General features: G+C 69.5%; 16 protein-coding genes. 9 read left to right on the plus strand and 7 right to left on the minus strand.

The annotated features are described in order from the left end of the window. Positions 1-30: 30 nt before the first annotated feature. The 3 genes from BQ8420_RS13750 (at position 31) to BQ8420_RS13760 (ending at position 3,313) form a co-directional block, all read left to right on the plus strand. Entirely contained in the window at positions 31-978 is a 948-nt protein-coding gene (locus BQ8420_RS13750) for a CoA ester lyase (protein ID WP_087099064.1), read from the plus strand. An 81-nt stretch (positions 979-1,059) separates the two neighbouring features. Continuing rightward, entirely contained in the window at positions 1,060-1,755 is a 696-nt protein-coding gene (locus BQ8420_RS13755; RefSeq protein ID WP_087099066.1) for a response regulator transcription factor, read from the plus strand. A gap of 70 nt (positions 1,756-1,825) precedes the next feature. Further along, positions 1,826-3,313 (plus strand): HAMP domain-containing sensor histidine kinase, encoded by a 1,488-nt coding sequence (locus BQ8420_RS13760; protein WP_087099068.1) that lies wholly within the window; start codon positions 1,826-1,828, stop codon positions 3,311-3,313. On the opposite strand, the gene BQ8420_RS13765 is transcribed toward BQ8420_RS13760, so the two are convergent. Together BQ8420_RS13765 and BQ8420_RS13770 are read right to left on the minus strand one after the other, a co-directional pair. Further along, a complete protein-coding gene (locus BQ8420_RS13765) occupies positions 3,262-4,536 on the minus strand; it encodes a glycosyltransferase (RefSeq protein ID WP_087099070.1) in 1,275 nt (424 codons plus the stop codon). The two genes, BQ8420_RS13760 and BQ8420_RS13765, sit on opposite strands and share 52 nt — an antisense overlap. Before the next feature lie 336 nt (positions 4,537-4,872). Next, the gene (locus BQ8420_RS13770) at positions 4,873-6,561 is read right to left on the minus strand and encodes a S1C family serine protease (RefSeq protein WP_087099071.1); all 1,689 of its coding nucleotides are present in this window, start codon (positions 6,559-6,561) and stop codon (positions 4,873-4,875) included. Positions 6,562-6,777: 216 nt separating this feature from the next. Between BQ8420_RS13770 and BQ8420_RS13775 the strand changes: the two genes are divergently transcribed. Next, positions 6,778-7,380, plus strand: a complete 603-nt coding sequence (locus tag BQ8420_RS13775; protein ID WP_087099073.1) for a response regulator transcription factor — start codon at positions 6,778-6,780, stop codon at positions 7,378-7,380. A 10-nt stretch (positions 7,381-7,390) separates the two neighbouring features. Here BQ8420_RS13775 and BQ8420_RS13780 read toward each other — a convergent pair whose 3' ends face one another. Next, positions 7,391-9,556, minus strand: a complete 2,166-nt coding sequence (locus BQ8420_RS13780) for a SpoIIE family protein phosphatase (RefSeq protein WP_087099075.1) — start codon at positions 9,554-9,556, stop codon at positions 7,391-7,393. A gap of 380 nt (positions 9,557-9,936) precedes the next feature. On the opposite strand from BQ8420_RS13780, the gene BQ8420_RS13785 reads away from it, so the two are divergent. Both BQ8420_RS13785 and BQ8420_RS13790 read left to right on the plus strand, forming a co-directional pair. Further along, the gene (locus BQ8420_RS13785) at positions 9,937-14,304 is read left to right on the plus strand and encodes a HAMP domain-containing protein (protein ID WP_087099077.1); all 4,368 of its coding nucleotides are present in this window, start codon (positions 9,937-9,939) and stop codon (positions 14,302-14,304) included. A 6-nt stretch (positions 14,305-14,310) separates the two neighbouring features. Beyond that, complete coding sequence (locus tag BQ8420_RS13790; RefSeq protein ID WP_087099078.1) at positions 14,311-14,952, plus strand: two-component system response regulator; 642 nt, start codon at positions 14,311-14,313, stop codon at positions 14,950-14,952. On the opposite strand, the gene BQ8420_RS13795 is transcribed toward BQ8420_RS13790, so the two are convergent. Continuing rightward, positions 14,953-16,113 carry a PAS domain-containing protein gene (locus BQ8420_RS13795; RefSeq protein ID WP_087099100.1) on the minus strand — a complete coding sequence of 387 codons (1,161 nt, stop codon included), beginning with the start codon at positions 16,111-16,113 and terminating at the stop codon, positions 14,953-14,955. A 126-nt stretch (positions 16,114-16,239) separates the two neighbouring features. On the opposite strand from BQ8420_RS13795, the gene BQ8420_RS13800 reads away from it, so the two are divergent. After that, entirely contained in the window at positions 16,240-17,010 is a 771-nt protein-coding gene (locus tag BQ8420_RS13800) for an ANTAR domain-containing response regulator (protein WP_087099080.1), read from the plus strand. A gap of 224 nt (positions 17,011-17,234) precedes the next feature. Then, positions 17,235-17,579 (plus strand): STAS domain-containing protein, encoded by a 345-nt coding sequence (locus tag BQ8420_RS13805; protein ID WP_087099082.1) that lies wholly within the window; start codon positions 17,235-17,237, stop codon positions 17,577-17,579. A 24-nt stretch (positions 17,580-17,603) separates the two neighbouring features. Here the strand turns inward: BQ8420_RS13805 and BQ8420_RS13810 are convergent, their stop codons facing one another. Together BQ8420_RS13810 and BQ8420_RS13815 are read right to left on the minus strand one after the other, a co-directional pair. Continuing rightward, the gene (locus BQ8420_RS13810; RefSeq protein WP_087099084.1) at positions 17,604-18,572 is read right to left on the minus strand and encodes an anti-sigma factor RsbA family regulatory protein; all 969 of its coding nucleotides are present in this window, start codon (positions 18,570-18,572) and stop codon (positions 17,604-17,606) included. 17 nt (positions 18,573-18,589) lie between these two features. Beyond that, a complete protein-coding gene (locus BQ8420_RS13815; protein ID WP_087099086.1) occupies positions 18,590-19,864 on the minus strand; it encodes a glycosyltransferase in 1,275 nt (424 codons plus the stop codon). Between the two features lie 844 nt (positions 19,865-20,708). On the opposite strand from BQ8420_RS13815, the gene BQ8420_RS13820 reads away from it, so the two are divergent. Then, positions 20,709-21,470 carry a PP2C family serine/threonine-protein phosphatase gene (locus tag BQ8420_RS13820; RefSeq protein WP_087099088.1) on the plus strand — a complete coding sequence of 254 codons (762 nt, stop codon included), beginning with the start codon at positions 20,709-20,711 and terminating at the stop codon, positions 21,468-21,470. A 64-nt stretch (positions 21,471-21,534) separates the two neighbouring features. Here BQ8420_RS13820 and BQ8420_RS13825 read toward each other — a convergent pair. Then, positions 21,535-22,095: copper resistance CopC family protein (locus BQ8420_RS13825; protein WP_143847249.1), on the minus strand; the 561-nt coding region annotated here is incomplete at its 5' end.

Raw genomic sequence — 22,095 nt, forward strand, 5'->3', positions numbered from 1 at the left:
GACCCGTCTCACACCACGGGAGAACACGCCATGGCAGAACCGAGGTCGCGACGGTCGGTGCTCGCGGTACCGGGGTCCAATCCCCGGTTCGTGGAGAAGGCACGAGGATTGGACGTCGACGCGTTCTTCCTCGACTTGGAGGACGCGGTCGCTCCCCTGGAGAAGGAGACGGCGCGCACCACCGTGGTCGAGGCGCTCACCGGTGGCGGCTGGGAGGACAAGGTCCGCTCCGTGCGGGTCAACGACATCTCCACCGAATGGGCCTACCGCGACGTCATCACCGTGGTCGAGAACGCCGGCGCCCACCTGGACACCCTGGTGCTGCCCAAGGTGACCGCCGCCCGCGACATCCACTGGCTCGACACGCTCCTCACCCAGATCGAACGCGCCATGCGCCTGCCCGTCGGCCGGATCGGCATCGAGGCGCAGATCGAGGACGCCAAGGGCCTGGTGAACGTGGACGAGATCGCGGCCGCCTCCCCACGGCTGGAGAGCCTGGTCTACGGTCCCGCCGACTTCATGGCCTCCCTCAACATGAAGAGTCTCGTGGTCGGCGAGCAACCGCCCGGATACGACACCGGCGACGCCTACCACCACGTCCTCATGCGCATCCTGGTGGCCGCCCGAGCCCACGGGATCCAGGCCATCGACGGCCCCTACCTCCAGATCCGCGACGTCGACGCGTTCCGTCGCTCCGCCGGACGCACCTCCGCGCTCGGCTTCGACGGCAAGTGGGTGCTGCACCCGCTCCAGGTGGAGGCCGCCAACGAGGTGTTCGCTCCCTCCCAGGAGGACTACGACCACGCCGAACTCATCCTCGACGCCTACGCGCACGCCACCACCGTGGACCGGCGCGGTGCCGTCATGCTGGGCGAGGAGATGCTCGACGAGGCCTCCCGGAAGATGGCGCTGGTGGTGGCGGGCAAGGGCCGCGCCGCCGGAATGGAGCGCACCCGCGCCTTCGACCCGGACGCCTGACCCCGGCCCGCCCGGAAACGCCACACCCCGTTCCTGACGGCTTCTTACCGCTCTCTCACCCTGGTGAGAGAGCATGGGCGCATGGAAAGCACCGCCACCGTCCTGGTCGCCGACGACGACCGGGCCATCAGGGAGTCCCTGGAACGCGCCCTCCAACTGGAGGGGTACACGGTGCGCACGGTCGCCGACGGCGTCCAGGCCCTGGCCGCCGTCCACGCGGAGCCCGCCGACCTGCTGGTCCTGGACGTCATGATGCCCGGGGTCGACGGCCTGGGGGTGGCCCGGGTGCTGAGGGCCGAGCACGACCGCACCCCCATCCTCATGCTCACCGCACGGGTCGAGACCCCCGATCGGGTGGCCGGGCTGGACGCCGGCGCCGACGACTACCTCGCCAAACCCTTCGAGCTCGACGAACTCCTCGCCCGGCTGCGCGCCCTGCTGCGCCGCGCCGCGCCCATCACGGAAGGGTTCGACGAAGAGGCGCCCCTGCGGGTGGGGGAACTGCGCCTGGACGCCCGAGCCCGGCGCGTCTGGCGCGGCGAACGCGAGGTGGAACTGTCCAAGACCGAGTTCGACCTGCTCGAACTGCTCATGCGCAACTCCGGCATCGTCCTGGACCACACCACCATCTACGACCGCATCTGGGGTTACGACTTCGGCCCCGAGTCGAAGAACCTGGCGGTCTACATCAGCTATCTGCGGCGCAAGCTGGAGGACGGCGGCCCACCGCTGATCCAGACGGTCCGAGGTGTCGGTTACACGCTGCGCCAGGGGTGATTCGAGGGTGTCCGTTCCGCACAGGGAGTCCGTACCGGAGTCACGTGTCCAGGAGGCGGCGCGGCACAGCGTGCTGCTCAACCCGGGCGACTGGCGGCTCGGTACCCGCTTCGCCGTGCTCTTCGCGGCGGTCGCCGCCGTCACCATCGCCCTGATCGGCATGCTCGCCTACAGCACCGCCGCCTCGCTCATCCGGGCCGACGCGGAGGACGAGTTCGACAGCGCGGTGCAGAACCTGTCCCGTCAGCTGATCGCCTCCGCCCAGGAGAGCCACGACGTGCAGGAGAACCGACTCTCGTTCCTGGCCCCGGGCAGCCTGGACGCGCAGATCCTGGGCCCCGACGGAAGCTGGGCGCGGCTGCTCACCAATCAGCACGAGATCTCCTCCTTCCACCCCACGTCCGAGGAACTGGAGGTCGCTCGCGCCGATGACCCCGGGGTGGAGAGCAAGCGGGAACTACAGGTCCACGATCAGGCGTACCGGGTGGGCACGGTCTCGATGGGCGAGGGGCGCGGCGCCGTCCAACTGCTGCAACAACAGTCGCCGATCGAGCAGATGGTGGGTCAGCTGGCCACGCAGATCCTGTGGGTGGGTCTGTTCGCCGCCCTGTGCGCGGCCTCGGTCGGCTGGTTGGTGGGACACCGCATCACCGGCAGGCTGGTCCGCCTGACCGAGGCCGCCGAGTACGTGAGCTCCACGGGTCGCCTCGACCCGGTCACCACCACCCGCAACGGGCGTGGCAACGGGGGAGCGCCCGAGGGCGGCGCCGGTGGTCCGGGCGTCGGCCCGGAGGAGCCCGGACACGACGAGGTGGGCCGGCTCACCAGCGCCTTCAACGGAATGCTCGCCCGATTGGCCCGTTCCAAGGACGAACAGCGCCGTCTGGTGCAGGACGCCGCGCACGAACTGCGCACCCCGCTCACCAGTCTGCGCACCAATGTGCAGGTCCTGGGCCGGATGGAGCGGCTCGGCCCGGACGCGCGGCAACGGCTCTTCGACGACCTCCAGGGCGAGACCCGGGAGCTCACCGGTCTGGTCAACGAGCTGGTCGGACTGGCCACCGGCGACCACGAGGACGAGACCCGCAGCGCGGTGGCGCTCTCCGGTATCGCCGAACGCGTCGCCACCCGAACCCGACGTCGGACCGGTCGCGAGATCCTCGTCGACGCCGACGACAGCCTCGTGTGGGGCCGCCCCAGCGCCCTGGAACGGGCGATGTCCAACCCCGTGGAGAACTCCGCCAAGTTCGACCCCGACAGCACCGGTCCCATCGAGATCCGTGTCCGCGCGGGTGTCGTGGAGGTCTTGGACCGGGGGCCGGGCGTGGACCCCGCCGAGATCGGCCATCTCTTCGAACGCTTCTACCGGGCCACCGTCGCCCGGGGGCTGCCCGGTTCCGGGCTCGGGCTCGCCATGGTGCAAGAGATCGCCCGCGACCACGGGGGAGAGGTGTTCGCCCGTAACCGGGAGGGCGGCGGCACCGCGATCGGGTTCGCCCTGCCGCTCTACCTGCCGCCGGAGAACGAGGCGAACGCCCCGACCGACGCGTCCTCGTAGATGCGTTCGAAACGCTTCAGGGAGTCCTCCAAACGGTGCCGGGACGCCATGAGCCGGCTGTGTTCGCCCATACGTGCCCGGTTCCGTTCGGAGGTCACCACCGACTCCACCCTGTCGGCGAGCCCGTCGGGGTCGCCCGGCTCGTACAGGTGCCCGTTGCGGCCCTCCTCCACCAGGTGCGGCAGCGCCATCGCGTCGGCCGCCACCACGGGCAGCCCACTGGCCATGGCCTCCAACGTGGCGATGCTCTGGAGTTCGGCGATGCCCGCGATGGTGAACACGTCCGCGCACCGGTAGACGTCCGGAAGGTCCTCGTGCGCCACGAAACCGAGGAATCGGACCCGGTCGGCCACCCCCTCGGACCGGGCCAGTTCCGCCGACCGCTCCCGGTGCGAACCCTGCCCGGCCAGCACCAACTGGACGTCGGAGGTGCGCGCCACCGCGCGCACCAGTTCGTCGATGCGCTTCTCCTCGTCCAGGCGACCCACGAACAGCATCGTCGGACGGTCGGGCAACCCGAATCGGGCGCGCAGCCGACGACGCTCGTCGACCTCGGAGTCCTCCGGTAGCGGCCGGAAACGGTCCAGGTCGATCCCGCAGGAGACCGCCTCCACCGTGTGGACGAACCCCTGTTCGCGCAGCAACCGGGCGGCGGTCGGAGTCGGTGTGGTCACGTGCTCGGCCCGGCCCAGGATCCGGTTCAGGTCCCACCAGGCCAGACGCGCCGCGTAGGGCCGCAGGGGCCACGGCATGCGCAGGTGGTCGAAGAGGTTCTCGGGCATGAAGTGGTTGGTGGCGACCACCGGAACGCCGTGGTCGCACGCGGCGCCGGTCAGCATCCGGCCGACGAGGAAGTGATTCTGGATGTGCACGGCGTCCGGGCGCAACCGGTCCAGGAGTCGGTTCAGGTGGCCGCGCACGCCCGTCGGCAGGGCCAGCCGGACGCTCTCGTGCGCCAGGGAGGGCATGGACCGCAGCCGGTGCTCCACCACCCCGTCCCGCTCCACCACGTGCGGGGGTCCGGTGGGCGAAGGGCACACCAAGTGCACGTCGACACCGCGTTCGGTCAGCCCCCGGACGAGCCGCGCGGTGAAGTAGGCGGCGCCGTTGACGTCCGGCGGGTAGGTGTCGGTGCCGATGAGGACCCTGCTCCGGCGGCGTCCGCCACCGGAAGGGGCCGGGCCCGTCACCGTCGGCGGATGGGGTGCGAAGGACGTGGACATACCGGATTCTCCTGGGGCTTCGCGCGGCCTGCCGTGGTAATCACGAGTGTGGGCCATCCGTATGGCCCGTCGCCGGCCTTGTGGTGAACACCTGAACGACCCCGATGGTTGCACGTAGTGAGCAAAACGATACTCTTCGTGTTCCCTCGTGTCCCTCAGTTTCCCCGCGTGTGTTCAGGTCCGTCCACACCCGGGCCGCCGCCAACACGAAGGGGCGGCCCGGCTGGAAAAGCCGGACCGCCCCTTCGTTCTTCTGGGTCGGTTTCCCGTCGACCCATGGTCCCGCCGGAGCGACGCCCCCGTCGGCCTCTGACAGAACCGGTTCTTGAGAGGAGGTCAGTCCTCTTCCGCCTCGCCCTCCTCGGTGGCCTCCGCGGCGCTCTGCTCGTCCAGGGTGACCTTGACGTCCTCCGGGGAACCGTTGCCCCCGGCCAGGACGCCCAGGGTCACCTCGTCCCCGGGCGCACGGGCCCGGATCTGTGCGATGAGCTGGTCCGGGGAGTCCACCGTCTCACCGTCCAGCGACACCACCACGTCACCGCTGGACAGACCGGCTTCGGCGGCGGCCCCGCCATCGGTGACCTCCATGATCTCCGCGCCGCCGCCCCGGCTCGGGGCGATGGTCGCCTGGATGGCCGGGTAGCTGGCGCTGCCCCCGTCCACCAGTTGCTCGGCGATCGGCTGAACCTGGTTGATCGGGATGGCGAAGCCCAGACCCACCGAACCGCTCTCCTGGGAGAGCCCGGCGATGGCCGTGTTGACCCCGACCACCTCGCCGGCCATGTTCACCAACGGACCACCGGAGTTGCCGGGGTTGATCGCGGCGTCCGTCTGGATCGCGTTGATCACCGTGGAGGTCTGGCCTTCGCCGCTCTCGGTCGCTCCGGTGTTCACCGGCCGGTTGAGCGCGCTGACCACACCGGTGGTGACCGTGCCGGACAGACCCAGCGGGGAGCCGATCGCGACCACGTCGCCACCGACCCCGACCTGATCGGAGTCGCCCAGGGTGGCCGGGGTGAGGTCGTCACGGCCGTCCGCCTGGATCACCGCGATGTCGGACACCGGGTCCACACCGAGGACCTCGGCCTCCGCGGCGCTGCCGTCGTTGAACCGGACCTGGAGTGGGCCGTCCTCGGCGGCCGCCACCACGTGCGCGTTGGTGAGGATCTGTCCGTCCGAGGACAGGATCACGCCGCTGCCGCCACCCGAACCGGTCTGGATGGAGACCACGCTCGGCAGGACCTGCTCGGCGACGTCGCCGACGGCCCCCTCGGTGGCGGTGGTGCCCTGCTCTCCGGTGAGCGCGCTGATCGGCTCGGACCCGGGCAACAGGTAGGCGGTGCCCAGCGCGGCCGTGGGTCCGACGACCAGGCTGGTGACCAGGGCGGTCACCGCGGCGATCCCCACGATCCTGCCGGTGCCGCGCTTCTTGCGCTTGGGCTGGGGCGGCGGGCCGTAGGGCGGCTGCCCGAACGGTCCCGGGTGCTGGGGGCCGCCGGGGTGGCCACCGGCCGCGAAGGCGGAGGTCTGGTGCGGCGGACCGGGAGGACCGGGCGGACCGGGGTGGCCGGTCGGGGCGAAGGGCCCGGTGTGCGGCCCCCCGCCATAGGGCCCCTGCGGCTGCTGCGGTTGCTGCGGCGGAGGAGGCATGCCCGGTCCGGGCCGCTGCGGTCCTCCCTGGTGCGGGCCGGTGTGCGGACCCTGACCGTGGAAGACGTAGGGACCGGGATCGGATTCGTGGGGGCCGGTCGCCCACCTGGGCGCCGATCCCTCGGGTGGGGAGAAGCGCGGGGCACCCGAACGCTCGGCGGCGGGGGCCTCGGGGGCCTCGGGAATCGCAGGGGCCTCGGGCGCTTCGGAAGTCTCCGGTGCGGGCTCGTTGACCGGGGCGGGGTCGCTCACGGCAGCGCTCTGGTCCCGGTCTTCGGAGGCGAAGGAGTCCTGGACGGGGTGGTCCTCGGCGCCGGCGGCGTGCTCGGTACCCGAACCGGGTTCCCGGCCGTCGTTCGTTTCGTTCGGCTGCAACTCATCCTCCGTCAGATGGGACGATGTACTGACAAGCTTCATCTTGTGGTGTGTGGGTTAGAAGAGGGTGAGAGCCCGCTACAGCGCGGTTTCGAGTTCTCCCGAGACGTGGAACGCGTCCTCACGATCGGTCGCTCTGTGCCGAATCATCCACAATGTCCGGAACGATACCGTGTTCGCGCTCTCTGACAGCGCAGGTGACTGGGAAGGTCCCCCGTGATCAAGCTGGTTCTCGCCGACGACGAACACCTGGTGCGCGGAGCCATCGCCGCGCTGCTCGGCCTGGAGGATGACATCGAGGTCGTCGCCGAGGTCGGTCGGGGCGACCAGGTGACGGACCTGGTCCTCGAACACGACGCGAACATCGCCGTGCTGGACATCGAGATGCCCGGCGCCACCGGGCTGGAGGCCGCGGCCGAGCTCAAGGAACGCGCCACCGGCTGCGGGGTGGTCATCCTCACCAGCTTCGGTCGCCCCGGCTACCTGCGCCGTGCCCTGTCCGCGGGGGCCCGCGGGTTCCTGGCCAAGGACGCACCGGTCGAACAACTCGCCGGCGCCATCCGCAAGGTCCACGAGGGCGGGCGTTACATCGACACCGACCTGGCCACCGCCGCGATGGTCGGCGGGGAGAGCCCGCTCACCGACCGGGAGAGCGAGGTGCTGCGCGCCGCCGCCGGAGCCACCGTCGCCACGATCGCCAAGAAGCTCCACCTCACCGAGGGCACCGTCCGCAACTACCTGTCGAACGCCATCGGCAAGACCGGCGCGGCGAACCGCATGGCGGCCATCCGCACCGCCCAGGACATGGGCTGGCTCTGACCCGCTCCGGTCACAGGAACCGCAGGACCAGCATGGCGGTGTCGTCGGAGTTGCCGCCCGGGGCGTACTCCTCCAGTTCGCGTTCGATCCGGCTGATCACCGCCTGGGCGGTCAGGCCCGCGGCGTGCGAGAAGATCTCTTCGAGCCCCTCGTCGCCGAGCATGTCGCTGCCGCTGCGTCGCTCGGTGACGCCGTCGGTCACCGCCAGCACCACCTCGCCCGGGTGGATGTCCACGCTCTCGGTCGTGAATCCGACGTCCTCGAACGCGCCCAACAGCGGCTGGGAGTTGCCGAACGTCTCCACCACGCCCTTCTGGTTCAGGCGCATCGGAAGCGGGTGTCCGGCCGAGACCATGCGCACGCGCATGCCGCCGGTGCCGTCGGTGGCCGGGGTCATCTCCCCGTACAGCATGGTGAGGAACCGGGTCGAGGTGTTCTCGTCCAGGATCGCCATGTTCAGCCGCTGCATGATGTGGGCCGGGGTGAACCCCTCTCGTGCCAGGGCGCGCAGCGTGTGCCGGGCCAGACCGGTGACGGCCGCGGCCTCCGGGCCGGTGCCGCACACGTCACCGATCGCGAAGCACCACCGGCCGCTGGCGGAGAACACGTCGTAGAAGTCGCCGCCGACCTCGCTGCGTTCGTCCGAGGGCCGGTAGTACACCGCGTGGTCCACCCCCGGGATCACGGGTTCCTTGTCCTTGGGCGGCAGCAGACTGCGTTGCAGGGCGGTGCTCATCGAGGTGTGCCGCTCGTGCAGGCGGGCGTTCTCCATCGCCGAGGCGACCCTACGGCTCAGGTCGTCGGCGACGTCCGCCTCCTCGCGGGTGAAGTCGTCGGCCTCGTGCTTGCCGATCGTCATCCGGCCCAGCGCCCGACCGTGCGCGATCAGTGGAATGCTGATCGCCGGTCCGCGGGCCAGCGCCCCCGTCAGGCGCTCGTCCAGCTCCTCGGTCGCCAGCTCCTGCGGGCTCCACAACGGCTGCGGTTCGCGCTGTTCCTGCGGTGGCAACGCGGTGAGCAGGGAACGCAGGACGTCGTTGAGGTTCTCGTCGCTGTGCACCACGTGGGTGAGCTTGGAGATCCCCAGTTCGTTGATGGTGTGAATGGCGCACCAACGGCCCAGACGCGAGGTGATGAGCTGCGCCGCCAGAGCGCCGGTCATCCGCTCGTCGAGGGTACCGGCGAGCAGGTCGCTGGCCTCGGCGAGGAAGCTCAGGGAGGCGCGACGGCTCAGCTCCACCTCGGCGAGGCGGGCCCGTTCCACGGGCAGCGCGATGAGGTCGGCGCCTTCCTGGAGCCGTTTGGCGGCCGCGGAACCGAAGTGACGGGCGCGGGTGGAGGCCACCGCCAACAGGCCGGTCACCCGGCCGTCGACGATCAGCGGGGCCGTCACCTGCGACCGCATCCCGGCCCGGGACAGCGCGCCGTGGCTGGCGCGGGCGATCATCAGGTCGTCGTTGATCACCGGTCCGGGTTCGGGCGCCGCGGACGGGAAGATCTCCTCGGTGCGCACCCGGAGCGTACGCCAGGGCGCCCCACTGGTCAGCCCGGCCGCGGAACGTACTTCCCACATGGTCTCGTCGGAGGTGGCCAACGCGATGTAGGCGGCGTCGCCGCCCAGCGTCGACGTGGAGTACTCCACGGTGCGTTCCAGCAGTTGCGGCAGGCTCAAGCGCGAACCCAGCGCCGAGTCCAACGCCGACCACGCCGGCGGACGCGTGGGCCGGGCGGAACCCCGGCGTACCGGTGGGGACTCCAGTGACGGAGTCCCGTCGCTCTTGTCCTCGATGCGGAACCACACGGCCTTGTCGTTGCGCCCGTAGCTCACACCCCAACTGGAGGCGATGGCGGAGGCCAACGCCAGTCCCAGGCCGCCGCTGCGCTCGTCGTCGGTCGAGGGCGAGGTGTCCACCGTGAGCGGGCCCGCCTGTGGGACGGCCCTCTCGGGTGCAGAATCGGTGACCATCACCTCCGTGGACCCCTCCGAGCGTCGGACGGTGACCTCCAGCGCGGAGTCCGCGTGGATGACGGCATTGGTGACCAATTCGCTGACGAGCAGGATGATGTCGTCGAACGGGTCGGGCACACCCCAGCCGAGCAGGGTGTCGTGCACGAATTCTCGGGCGGACGCCGCTGTTTCGGGAGCGGGGGGAAACTCCCGTCGAGCGACCTTCAACGCGTCTTGTACTACCAAGCCGTCGGTGTCCTTCGTCACTGGGCGCGAATGCTGGTGGTGGTGACTGCAACGATACGTGCGATTCGCGAGGTGGTGGCCGGGCCCCGCCTCAGGGGATCGTCGGATACGAGATGGTCGACCCACCTGTGCGAAATGGCCGGGCCGGTTAGTGTGAGACGAAACATCCACTTCTTTCGGGTGGTACTTCGCGACGATAGCGTGACGGTGTCACCTAGAGCGCACGGCCAGGCGTGCGCTCACCCGTGTCCCGTACCCCGACCTGGTACGGGGCCGGTCCACTGTGTTGTGGGCCGGGTCGGGCCGGCTCCGGCGCGCGGTGGTCGATGACCGAGGTGGCGTGCGGGACAGAGGAGGGGTACATGCCCGAGGCGGTCAAGGAACTGGCCGACGACCAGCTCGACGAGATTCTGAGTGCCCTGTACCGGATGCGCGACGGCGACTTCAGTGTTCGGCTCCGCTCGCGCGGCAGTGGCAAGCTCAAGGAGATCACCTCCGTCTTCAACGAGGTCGTCGACCACAGCGAACAGCTCAGCTCGGAGCTCCAACGGGTCGGTGACGTGGTCCGCGAGGAGGGCCGGCTCAACGAGCGGGTCATCGTCCACCCGGCGCGGGGTGCCTGGGGCAACAGTGCCCGGGCGCTCAACATGCTGCTGGACGAGGTCGCCGAACCCGTCACCGACGTGGCCCGGGTCCTGGACTCGGTCGCCGAGGGCGAGCTGAACCGCCGCGCCTCCACCGAGGCCCGTAGCGGTGAGCTCCGGGGAGACCTGCTGCGTCTGGCCACCACGGTGAACCGGATGGCCGACCAGATGAGCGGCTTCACCGAGGAGGTCACCCGTGTGGCCCGCGAGGTGGGCACCGAGGGCAAATTGGGCGGCAGAGCCCGGGTCGAGGGCGTCTCCGGCGCCTGGCGCGAGGTCACCGAGTCGGTCAACCAGATGGCCTCCCGCCTCACCCTGCAGGTCCGCGACATCTCCACCGTCACCACCGCGGTCGCCCGCGGTGACCTGACCAAGAAGATCACCATCGACGTCCAAGGCGAGATGCTGGAGCTGAAGGACACCATCAACACGATGGTGGACCAGCTGTCCACGTTCGCCGACGAGGTCACGCGCGTGGCCCGTGAGGTGGGTACCGAGGGCAAGCTGGGCGGTCGCGCCAATGTCCGCGGGGTCCAGGGCACCTGGAAGGCTCTCACCGACAACGTCAACTCCATGGCGGACAACCTCACGAACCAGGTCCGCGACATCTCGAAGGTGACCACCGCGGTCGCCCGGGGCGACCTGACGCGCAAGGTCGAGGTGGACGTCCAAGGCGAGATGCTCGCCCTGAAGAACACCGTGAACACGATGGTCGACCAGCTCGACTCCCTCGCTGACGAGGTCACGCGTGTGGCGCGTGAGGTGGGTACCGAGGGCAAGCTGGGCGGTCGTGCCAGCGTCAAGGGCGTGTCGGGCATCTGGAAGGACCTGACCGACAACGTCAACTCGATGGCCAACAGCCTCACCTACCAGGTCCGTAACATCTCGCAGGTCACGACCGCGGTCGCCCGCGGTGATCTGGGCAAGAAGATCACGGTCGACGCCCAGGGCGAGATGTTGGAAATGAAGGACACCATCAACACGATGGTGGACCAGCTGTCCACGTTCGCCGACGAGGTCACGCGCGTGGCCCGCGAGGTGGGCACCGAGGGCAAACTGGCCGGGCAGGCCCACGTACGCGACGTCTCCGGGGTCTGGAAGGACCTGACCGACAACGTCAACTCCATGGCCAACAACCTCACCTACCAGGTGCGGCAGATCTCCATGGTGACGCGGGCGGTGGCCGCCGGCGACCTGACCAAGCAGGTCACGGTCAACGCCAAGGGCGAGATGCTGGAACTGAAGGAGACCATCAACGTGATGGTCGACCAGCTCTCCGCCTTCGCCGACGAGGTCACGCGTGTGGCGCGTGAGGTGGGCACCGAGGGCAAGCTGGGCGGTCGTGCCAGCGTCAAGGGCGTCTCCGGTATCTGGAACGACCTCACCGAGAACGTCAACTCGATGTCGCACAACCTCACCACCCAGGTGCGCAACATCTCCGAGGTGACCACCGCGGTCGCCGCCGGTGACCTCACCAAGAAGATCGACGTCAACGCCCAGGGCGAGATCCTCGAAGTGAAGACCACGGTGAACACCATGGTCGACCAACTGTCGGCCTTCGCCACGGAGGTCACCCGAGTGGCCCACGAGGTGGGCAGTCTCGGCCAGCTGGGCGGTCAGGCCAAGGTCGAGGGCGTCACCGGAACGTGGCGGCAGCTCACCGACAGCGTCAACGAGCTGGCCGGCAATCTCACCACCCAGGTGCGCGCCATCGCGGAGGTCGCCAACGCCGTCGCCAAGGGCGACCTGACCCGCAACATCCAGGTCGACACCCGCGGTGAGATGGAGAAGCTCAAGGCCAACATCAACCTGATGGTGTCCAACCTGCGCGAGACCACTGCCGACCAGCGTGACGCCGACTGGCTCAAGTCCAACCTCGCGCGCATCTCCGGACACATCCAGGGGCACCGCGACCTCGACGAGCTGGCCCGCCTCATCATGAACGAGGTCACGCCGCTCATCGGCGCCCAGCACGGCGCCTGCTACCTGCCCGAGGACCAGGACCACGAGGGGGTCTTCCGCCTCTACGCGGGCTTCGGCTTCCAGCCCAGCGAGAAGCGGCGACGCATCGTCAAGGGCCAGGGACTGGCGGGCGAGGCGCTCGCCCAGCAGGTCGAACAGCAGGTCAGCAACATCCCGCCCGGGTACGTCAGCGTCGAGTCGGGGCTCGGGGACGCCTACCCCAACCACCTCTACATCGTCCCGATCGTCACCGAGGGACGTTCCCTGGGGGTCGTGGAGTTCGCCTCCTTCGAGGAGTTCCGCGAGATCCACAAGAACTTCCTGCGCCAACTGGTCTCGCTGCTCGGCACCACGATCAACACGATCCTGGCCAACAACCGCACCGAGCTGTTGCTGGAACAGTCCCAGCAGCTCACCAGCCAGCTGCGCGAACGCTCCAACGAACTCCAGCGTCAGCAGGAGGAGCTGCGCGGCATGAACGCGGAGCTGCGGCAGAAGGCCACCCAGCTGGCCAACCAGAATCGCGCGATCGAGTTGCAGAACCAGCAGATCCAGCGTTCCCGGAACGCGCTGGAGGAGCGGGCCCACCAGCTGCAGGTCTCGTCCAAGTACAAGTCCGAGTTCCTGGCGAACATGTCGCACGAGCTGCGCACGCCGCTCAACAGCCTGCTCATCCTGGCCCGCCTGCTCGCCGACAACGCCGATCAGAACCTCACGCCCAAGCAGGTCGAGTTCGCCCAGACCATCCACAAGGCCGGCAGCGACCTGTTGCTGCTCATCGACGAGATCCTCGACCTGTCCAAGGTGGAGGCGGGCCGTGCCGAGGTACAGCCCAGCGATGTTTCCATCGCCCAGCTCGTCGACTACGTGGAGGCCACCTTCCGGCCGGTCACCGGTGAACAGGGGCTGGCCTTCGCGGTGGACGTGTCCCCGGACATCCCCGAGACCCTGTGGACCGACGAACAGCGACTCCAGCAGATCCTGCGCAACCTGCTCTCCAACGCCGTCAAGTTCACCTCACAAGGCGAGGTCCGACTGCTCATCGAACCGGCCTGGGCGCTGGAGGACACCGACCTCGACATGTTCGTCGAGAACGAGGAGGTCATCGCCTTCACCGTCACCGACACCGGTATCGGGATCGCCGAGGACAAGCTGCAGGTGATCTTCGAGGCCTTCCACCAGGGCGACGGTGGGACCTCGCGGCGCTTCGGAGGCACCGGCCTGGGCCTGTCCATCAGCCGCAACTTCGCCCGCCTGCTCGGCGGTGAGATCCGGGTGCGGAGCGTCTCCGGACAGGGCTCCACCTTCACCCTGCTGCTGCCGGTGCGCGTGCCCGAGAACGCCGGGGACGCCGTGGATCAGCCCCCGGCCCTGATCACGCCGATCGCTCTGGAACAGGGGCCGAACGTCCACGACTCGTTCAACGGCGACGAGCTCGATCTGCCCGACGAGGACTTCGACGCCGTGGTGGCGGCCCTGACCGACTCGGGCGAGCCCGAGGAGCCGTTGCCCATGGTGCAGGTCCTCAAGAGCGCCGAACCCGAGGAATCGGGTGAGGAGGAGCGGGTCGAGGCCCGTCCCGACCCCGAGCGCCGAGCGATCCTGTCGGGGCAACGCGTGCTCATCGTCGACGACGACGTGCGCAACGTGTTCGCGCTGACCAGCGCACTGGAGGCGCAGGGCCTGGAGGTCCTGTACGCCGACAACGGCCACACCGGAATCGAGAGGCTGGAGGCCAACGAGGACATCTCACTCGTCCTGATGGACGTGATGATGCCGGAGCTGGACGGTAACCAGACCACCCAGCGCATCCGGGAGATGCCCCAGTTCGCGGACCTGCCGATCATCTCGCTGACCGCCAAGGCCATGCAGGGCGATCGGGAGCGCAGTCTGGCGGCCGGGGCCACCGACTACGTCACCAAACCGGTCGACCTGGACCACCTGCTGGACGTGATGCGTCGTTGGCTCACCGCCGGCCCGGAGGAGACCCGGGCGGGCGCCGCTGCCGACGATGGTCCTGGTGACACGAACGGTTCCGCCGGCGTGCACAATGGCGACACGGACCACGCACCGACCGGGGAATCCGGCACCCACGGCAACACCTCACCGCACGACACGGAGTAAGCAGCAGTGACTCAGAAGGCCAACATCCTTCTCGTCGACGACCGCGACGAGAACCTCATCGCGCTGGAGGCGGCCCTCACCTCCCTCGACCAGAACCTGGTTCGGGCCAACTCCGGCGAGGAGGCGCTGAAGCACCTTCTGGGCACGGACTTCGCCGTGATCCTGCTCGACGTCATCATGCCGGGCATGGACGGATACGAGACCGCCGCGCACATCAAGCAGCGGGAGAAGACCAAGCACGTGCCGATCATCTTCCTGACCGCTCAGGAAGTCGATCGGCACCAGGTGTTCCGCGGCTACTCCTCGCGCGCGGTGGACTTCCTCATCAAGCCGTTCGACCCCTGGGTGCTGCGCTCCAAGGTCGAGGTGTTCGTCGAACTGCACCAGCTCAAGGCGCAGATGCGCGAACAGGCCCGGTCGTTGCAACGGGTGCTCAACCAGGAGACCGGCGAACCCGGAAAGGTGCTCGCCGAGCAGCTCTCCCAGCGTTCCCGACAGGTCCAAGCCGACCTGGCCGACCTGCGCGATCACATCGTCGGCAACTACCAGGAGATCGACCAACCACTGGTGGACGCCGTCCGCCGAGTGGACCGTTCGGCCTCACACCTGTCCACCCTGGTCGACACCCTCCACGGCCCCGAAGACTGATCAGAGTGGTCGAGGCGGTAGCGCGAGGCCGATGTGTTCGCCGATCTCCTCGATCAGTCCCAGGTCGGCCAGGCGGAAGCTGCTCCGGTTGCTGCGTCGGATCAGGGTGAGGGCGCCCCGCACGCCCCGGCTGCCGCGCAACGGCACCGACAGCAGGGAACCGGCGCCCAACACCCCCAGGGCCGGGGCGCCCGCTCCCATGTTGCCCAGCACCGTCTCGTCCTCGATCAGCGGGAACAGCAGCGACTGACCGCGGCCGAGCACCTCCCGGGGGATGTCGGAATCGCCCGGGGGCAACGCGGCCACCTCGTCGCGTTGACCCTCCGGGGCGTCGGCCGGGCCGATCACGGCCGCGCGACGGGCCGCGTTGGGGTCCTCGGGCAGGTCGCAGACGTCGATGATCACCCAGTCCGCGTAGGAGTCGGCGAGCAGGTCGGCGGCGTCGGTGAGCGCCAAGGCCCTCGTGGGCGTGGTGCCTCGCAGCAGCAGACGGGTCATCCGGGTCAGTACGTCCAGGCGGCGGGCGGCGAGCACGACCACCTGGTCCTCCACCTCCGGCTCCAACGGAGAGGGGCCGTCCTCATCGGCGCCGTTCATCGGTGGTGACATCGCCACCAGGACCAGGGGCTGAGCCTCGGTGGGCAATTCCAACCGGGTCAGGGTCAGGTGCACGTCCTCGGCCCACCCGCGCTGCGCCAGCCGCGACTCCAAGGAAGCGGGGCCGTTACCGCGCAGCACCGCGGCCAACCACGACTGCATCGCCGCTCGTTTACGCAGGTCGACGAAGTGGGCGAAGGGTTTTCCGGTGACATAGCCGGGGGCGCCGCCCAGTTGCTCGGCCCCGGCGTTGTTGATCCGACGGATGTAACCGTCGTGGTCCAACAGCACCACCGGCACACTGAGTTCGTTGAACATCGCGCGCAGCAGGACACGATCGTTGTCGTCGCCGCTGCGACGGGGTTCGGCGGGTCCGCTGAGGGCGCGGGCCAATTCCCCACCGGCGTCGCCGAGTAGGCGTTCGGCGTACTCCAGTTCGGCGAGGGCGGCCTCGGCGGTGCCCCCGGCGTCGCCCGGGTAGGTCGCATGGGTGTTGCGCAACGCCGCGACACGTTCACTCAGCGAGTTGATCTCGCGTTGCAGATCGGCGAGGTTGTCCGACACGCTCACGGTCTCCCGATCGTCTTCGAGGGCGGTGGTGGCTTCCGGAATGTTCCGGTGTCAGGTCGAGGCTTTTTCGAAGGTTACCTTTGGTGCGGGAGAGGGGCACGAGTAGAGGAGGTTCGCACGATGTGGATCGAACACCTCGCCCGTGACATCGGTGCGCTCGGGCAAGAGGAGAACACCACCCCCGAACGCGCGCTGGACCAGATGAGCCGGGCCGCGGCGCTGAGCGTCCCGGGATGCTCGGCGGCGCTGGTGGTGCTGTGGCGGGAGGTGGTCGGCCCGGACGGGTCCCGCCGCCACGTGGTCACCGACTACGGGGCCTCCCACCCCGACCTGTCCAAGGCCTTGGAACACCAGTACACGACCGACCAGGGGCCCACGGTCGAGGCGGTCCGCGAGATGAGCCAGGTCCGGGTGTCCGACGTGCTGCGCGAACAGCGCTGGCCCCGGTACACGAGCATGGCGGTCCAGTGCGGCGACCGTTCCTCCATCACCCAGCCCAGCGCACTGCCCGGGGACGGCGACGAGGACCGTGTGCTCACCTTCGGGGTGCACTCCGGCCGCGCCGACGCCTTCGATGAGGGGGTCGGCCCCGAACTCACCGCGCTGCTGGCCGAACACTCGGCGATGGCCCTGCACACGGCCGTCCGACAGACGGACGCCGCCCGGGAGTCCGCGCACATGCGTCGGGCCATGTCGGCGCGTACGGTCATCGACCAGGCCAAGGGGATCATCATGCACGCCAGGGGCTGCGACGCCGACGCCGCCTTCACCGCTCTACGCGAGGTGGCCCAGCGCAACCGCAAACGAGTGGTGGACGTGGCCAGGGATCTGGTCGCGGAGAACACCGGTCCTCAACCGCGCATGCGGCGCAACGGTGCCGACGGTCGGTGAACCGGGACGGAAGGGGCGAATGGTGAACCGCGGCGGCCCGAAGGTGCGATGAACATGGTGGGACCTCGAAGAACGACCCGGCAACAAGACCGTGGTGAGTCCGGAGCGTGACCGTAGCGCGTCATGATGAGGGTCCGAGACCGTCGTGGCGCGCGACGGCGGTCGGCCCGCCCCACGGCGGGGCCGGGACCCACCCGGCGCAGTGATCGACAAGGAGACCGACCGTGACGTCAGACATCTCGATTCGCCGCGAGGATGGCGTCGCCGTCGTGACACCCGTCGGTGAGATGGACGCGGTCACGTCCCCGGCACTGGCCGAGGCGTTGGACGAGGTCCTCGGCGACACCCCCAAAGGTGTGGTGGTGGACCTGGCCAAGGTCGGTTTCTGCGACTCCCGGTGCATCGGAGTGCTGGTCGCGGCGTTCCGCCAGGCCCGTGACCTGGATGTCGGGTTCGTCGTGACCGCGCCCCAGCAGCAGGTCAACCGGTTGTTCGTGATAGCGGGGATCGACCAGGTCATCCCGATAGGCGCCAGTACAGACGACGCGGTCTCCGAACTCGGCGGCTGAACCGGGGCCCTGAGGCCACCGATCTCAGGGGCCGACCGGGGTGGTGCGCGCGCCCTCCGCGGTCCCCTCCCTCGCGCGGCCGGCGACGGGGTCCACGAAGTGCAGCCGCACCAGCGAACCCGCCTCGTCCCCACAGATCTCCATGAAGTCGCAGATCTGCCGGGTGATCCACAGCCCGTACCCGCGGGGGCGCAGGCCGTCGACGGGACGGTACCCCGCCAAGGAGTCGTGGAGTCCGCCGCGTTCGTCGAAGACGTCGCACACCCATCGGTCGGGTCCGCGCCACATCTGCACGGTCCCCTTGCCCGCCCCGTGCTCCAACACGTTGGCCGCGAGTTCGTTCACCGCCACCACCAGACCGTCCACCCGGTCCCGCGGAAGGCCCACGGAGTGTGCCAGGGACCCGAGGTCGCCGCGTAGCCGAGGCAGGGACTGTTCGATCTCCAGACGGTGCACCGGGCTCGTCACCGGCAGCGGTTCCGGTGCCGGGCGCCGTCGACCGAACGCCGCGGGGCCCAGGTAGGCCGAGTTGGAGCGAACCCCCTCCTCGCCCACCAGAGCGGGGTGTGTGGCCAGAACGGCGGCCCGGGTACCCGGCGGCAGCCTCCGTTCGTCGTGGACGCACAGCACGCGCATGCGCGTCGGCGCGAGCGCCGTGCTCAGTACCGACTCCAGCCGGTGCCATTCGCGGTTCTCCATCGCCCCGTCGGTGGGCAGGGGCGGTTGACCCACCACCGTGACGGAGTCGTGCACGAGGGACATGCGGTGCAGGGTCGCCAGGGTGCGACCAGGGGCGTCGTAGAGGGTGTCCCGGTCCACGACGTGCACCCGGCCGCGCTCCTCGGGCGTGAGCCCGTGGAGGAGCGCGGCCGGGTCCGCCACGGCCAGGACGGTGTGGCCGTCTCCGCGTACCGCGGTGCGGAGTCGTTCCCGTGTCACCTCATGGAACCGTCTCTCCCGGCGGTAGAGCAGTCCCTGGTGTTCGAAGGTCATCGGTGGGGGTGGACCGCTCAGTGGGAGGAACCGGACAGGAGCAGTTCCGTCTCGTCCTCGTCGGAGTGATCGCGTTCGGTTTGCTGCGGGCGTGAACGCTCGTAGGCCAGCTCGGTCTCCACGGCGATGCGCTGCCAGGTGAAGCGGGAACGGGCGCGGTCGACCGCGGCGATGCCGTAGGCGCTGCTCATGGTGGGTGTGTTGAGCACCGCGCGGACCGATCGGGCGACCTCGTCGGGGCGGCCGAAGCGCATGAGCACGCCGCTGGTGCGGTGCAGGACCGCGCCGGGCACGGCACCCGTGGCGGTGGCCACGACCGGTAGGCCGCAGGACATGGCCTCCAGGACGGCGCCGCCGTAGGGGTCGTAGGAGGCGGCGGACACGAAGACGTCGGCCGAACGCAGCAACCGGGGGAGTTCCTTGCGCTCCACCGGTCCGGTCATGTGCACGCGGTCGTCCACGCCGGCCTCCTTGGCGAGGAGTTCGACGCGGCGGGCGTTCTCGTCGAGGGCGACCGTGCGGTCGTCGGCGGTCGACACCAGCAGCAGTTCGGCCTCGGGCAGGCGGGTCATCGCCTCGACCAGTCGTTCGGCGCCACCGGCTTCGGTCAGGGAGGTGACCGAGATCAGGCGGGAGCGCTCCTCACGACGGGAGGTCCAGGGCTCCGCGGAAGCGCTGCCCTCGACACTGAAGTGGTCGGAGTCCACACCGAACGGCACGACGCTGACGTGGTGGCGGGGCACGCCCAGGCGGGCCAGCTCACCCTGCTGGTCGGTGGAGTTGACCAGGACGCGGTCGGCGCGGGAGGCCAGGATCGTCTCCATCCGGGCACGATCCGGTCGGTGGGCGAGGCCGGAACGCTGCTCACTGGCGTTGAGGGAGTGGAAGGTCTGGACGATGGGGACGCCGCTCTGGTCCTTCTCGCTGTGCGCCTGGGCGTGCAGGGCGGCCAGGCCGCTGGTCCAGCCGATGGCGTGCAGGACGTCGGGGGTGTCCTCGTCGAGGACGGCGGCCAAAGCGGTCCCGAAGGCGCCGGTGTGCTCCGCTTGCTCGGTCTCGTCGAGCACGTGGGCGGGCCCGGCGTCCAGGTGGGCGACGGAGACGCCGCGGGCCATGCGCGTGCGTCCCTCGGGCTGCTCGGGGTCGCTGCGGCGGACGTAGACGGTCACCTTGTGGCCGCGCTTGGCGAGTTGTCGGGACACGGCGCACAGGTGCAGGCTCACCGGGCAGGCCGGTTCGCCCCGGTGCGCGGGAAGGGGATTGGCGTGTTCGGCGACCATGGCGATCTTCACTGGGCTGAACTCCTTGGACACCGCCGTGGTGTCCGTCGTGGTTGGTCCCGGGGGGACTCCGGAGCGGGGAGTCGGAATCCTTCCGGGGTGTACGGGGTCGGGCCGCCATGCCCTGGGGCCACCGGTGCTTTCACATGGGGTGAAAACCACCGGACGCCGTCGGGCACGGACCGGCGGATCTTCAGGGGAACGCGGGAGGCACGGGTCCGTGCCACGAGGGTGAGGGTGCTCGGACAGCACGAAGCGCCGCGCGCACGGCGTGCGGACGGTGCGATGGTTCACAGGAGAAAGAGGGGAGGGAGCGACGCATGACAGACCACACCAAACGACCGTCGAGAGGACTGGGCGCCACCGGGCGTACCTCTGAGATCGAGGCTCGCGCACGGGGCGGGGGTCGTGTGTGTCTGCGTCTTAGACACCCAACGGACTCCATTGTGCCAGACCCTTGGCAGGCCGACAACGGGCTCTTGCTCCCATCAAATGCCCGAAACCTGTGGGAACGGCCGGTTCCGGCCGTCTCGGGTCCCCCGGAAACAGGTCCCTGGGCTGCTGGTTCACCGAACCTCCCGATCGGCACTGTCGGTCGGCCCTGAGCAACGCTAGTGTCGGACCGGAACCGGGTCGGGACGACTCACGGGCCCCTCAGTCCTCCGTCGCCACACTTTTGGCGGTACAAAGGCGGGCGGGAACTGCGCATCCGAGCGTTTTCCGTCATGATGTACACGGATTTCGACCGACCTCCGTCTCGGTACGGTGACAGAATCCAGACGTTGAACGGGACTCGATCAAGGTCCGGCTGTTGCCGGGCGACCGGCCAAGGCCGACGAAACGGGAGGAAGGGCGTATGGGTGTCGCTGGTGGGGAAGTCATTGTCACGGCCCTCACGCACCGGGGCGCTATCCGCCCCGCCAACGAGGACTCCGTGGTCATGGGCGCTCTCACCGTCGCCAGTGCGAACATGACCTCCCCGGTCCGCTGCGTACTGCCGGTGGCTGAACCGGTGATCCTCGCGGTGGCGGACGGCATCGGTGGCCAGGCCGCCGGTGAGATCGCCTCGGAGCACGCCGTGCACCGCATGGCCGAGATGGGTCCCCGGTTGAACAACCCCGAGGAGGTCGCCCAGCTCCTCACCCACATCGATGAGGAGATCAAGGACCACGCCTCACAACACCCGGAGTTCTCCGGGATGGGCACCACGGTCGCCGGGGTCCTGCTCAACAACGACGGCAATTTCTGGTTCAACGTGGGCGACTCGCGAACCTACCGCTTGGAGGGCCGCCGCCTGCGCCAGCTCTCCGAGGACGACTCCCCGGCCCTGCCCCCCTCCGAGGACGGCCGTCCCGTCACCACCAACTTCATCACCCAGTCCCTGGGCGGCAGCTCCGGCGGCTCGATGGTCCCGCACGTGGGCCGCGACGAGGCCACCGATCCCAGCGCCTGGCTCATGTGCAGCGACGGGCTCTCCGACCTGGTGCTGCTGGAGGAGATGGAACGCATGATCGCGGAGGCCGGCAGTGACGAGGCCGCCGTGCACGCCCTGTGGCAGGCCGCCATGGGCGCCGGTGGCAAGGACAACATCAGCATCCTCCTCGCCCGTCGCCGCTGAGGCGCACGACTCGACGACGAAGGGGCCCGCACACGAAGCGTGTGCGGGCCCCTTCGTCGTTCGTCTACTGGTTCTCGCCGGATCCGGGGCGCTTGCGCATGCGCACCACGAGGATCACGATCAGGCCGATGACGGCGAGGGTGGCGATACCGCCGACCAGCAGCAGCGTGGTGGGCGACGTGCCCTCGTCCGCGGGTTCCTCGGCGGCGGCCGTGGCATCCGAGGCCACCTCGTCCGAAGGCTGCTCGGCCTCGGCGGGCTCCTCTTCCGGCTCCTCCGGGGCCGCGTCGGCCACGGCCTCGTCGGTCACCGAGAAGGTGATCGTGTCCTGGATGGGGTGGCCGTCGGAGGAGACGACGCGGTAGGCGATGCTGTACTCGCCCGCCTCGTCCAGCGGGGACAGCCCCACGGACACGTCCGCGTCGCTGAAGGTGAGCGCGCCGTCCTCGTACTGGGTCTCACCGTCGGGGCCGGTCACGACGATCGCGCTGCCGTCGCCACCTTCCATCGGCGCGTTGTTGAAGGTCAGCACGACCTCCTCGGGGATCGCCTCCAGGGTGGTGCCGTCCTCCGGGTCGGAGGCGGTGAGCACGTCGTGGGCGAGGGCGGGGGAGGGGGCCAACAG

Source organism: Nocardiopsis sp. JB363, from assembly GCF_900143625.1.
GTDB lineage: Bacteria > Actinomycetota > Actinomycetes > Streptosporangiales > Streptosporangiaceae > Nocardiopsis.

Bases quoted from the DNA above. Each gene is read 5' to 3' on its own strand.
- BQ8420_RS13750 (WP_087099064.1), top strand. From the start codon at position 31: ATGGCAGAACCGAGGTCGCGACGGTCGGTGCTCGCGGTACCGGGGTCC.
- BQ8420_RS13755 (WP_087099066.1), top strand. From the start codon at position 1,060: ATGGAAAGCACCGCCACCGTCCTGGTCGCCGACGACGACCGGGCCATC.
- BQ8420_RS13765 (WP_087099070.1), bottom strand. From the start codon at position 4,536: ATGTCCACGTCCTTCGCACCCCATCCGCCGACGGTGACGGGCCCGGCC.
- BQ8420_RS13785 (WP_087099077.1), top strand. From the start codon at position 9,937: ATGCCCGAGGCGGTCAAGGAACTGGCCGACGACCAGCTCGACGAGATT.
- BQ8420_RS13800 (WP_087099080.1), top strand. From the start codon at position 16,240: ATGTGGATCGAACACCTCGCCCGTGACATCGGTGCGCTCGGGCAAGAG.
- BQ8420_RS13810 (WP_087099084.1), bottom strand. From the start codon at position 18,572: ATGACCTTCGAACACCAGGGACTGCTCTACCGCCGGGAGAGACGGTTC.
- BQ8420_RS13820 (WP_087099088.1), top strand. From the start codon at position 20,709: ATGGGTGTCGCTGGTGGGGAAGTCATTGTCACGGCCCTCACGCACCGG.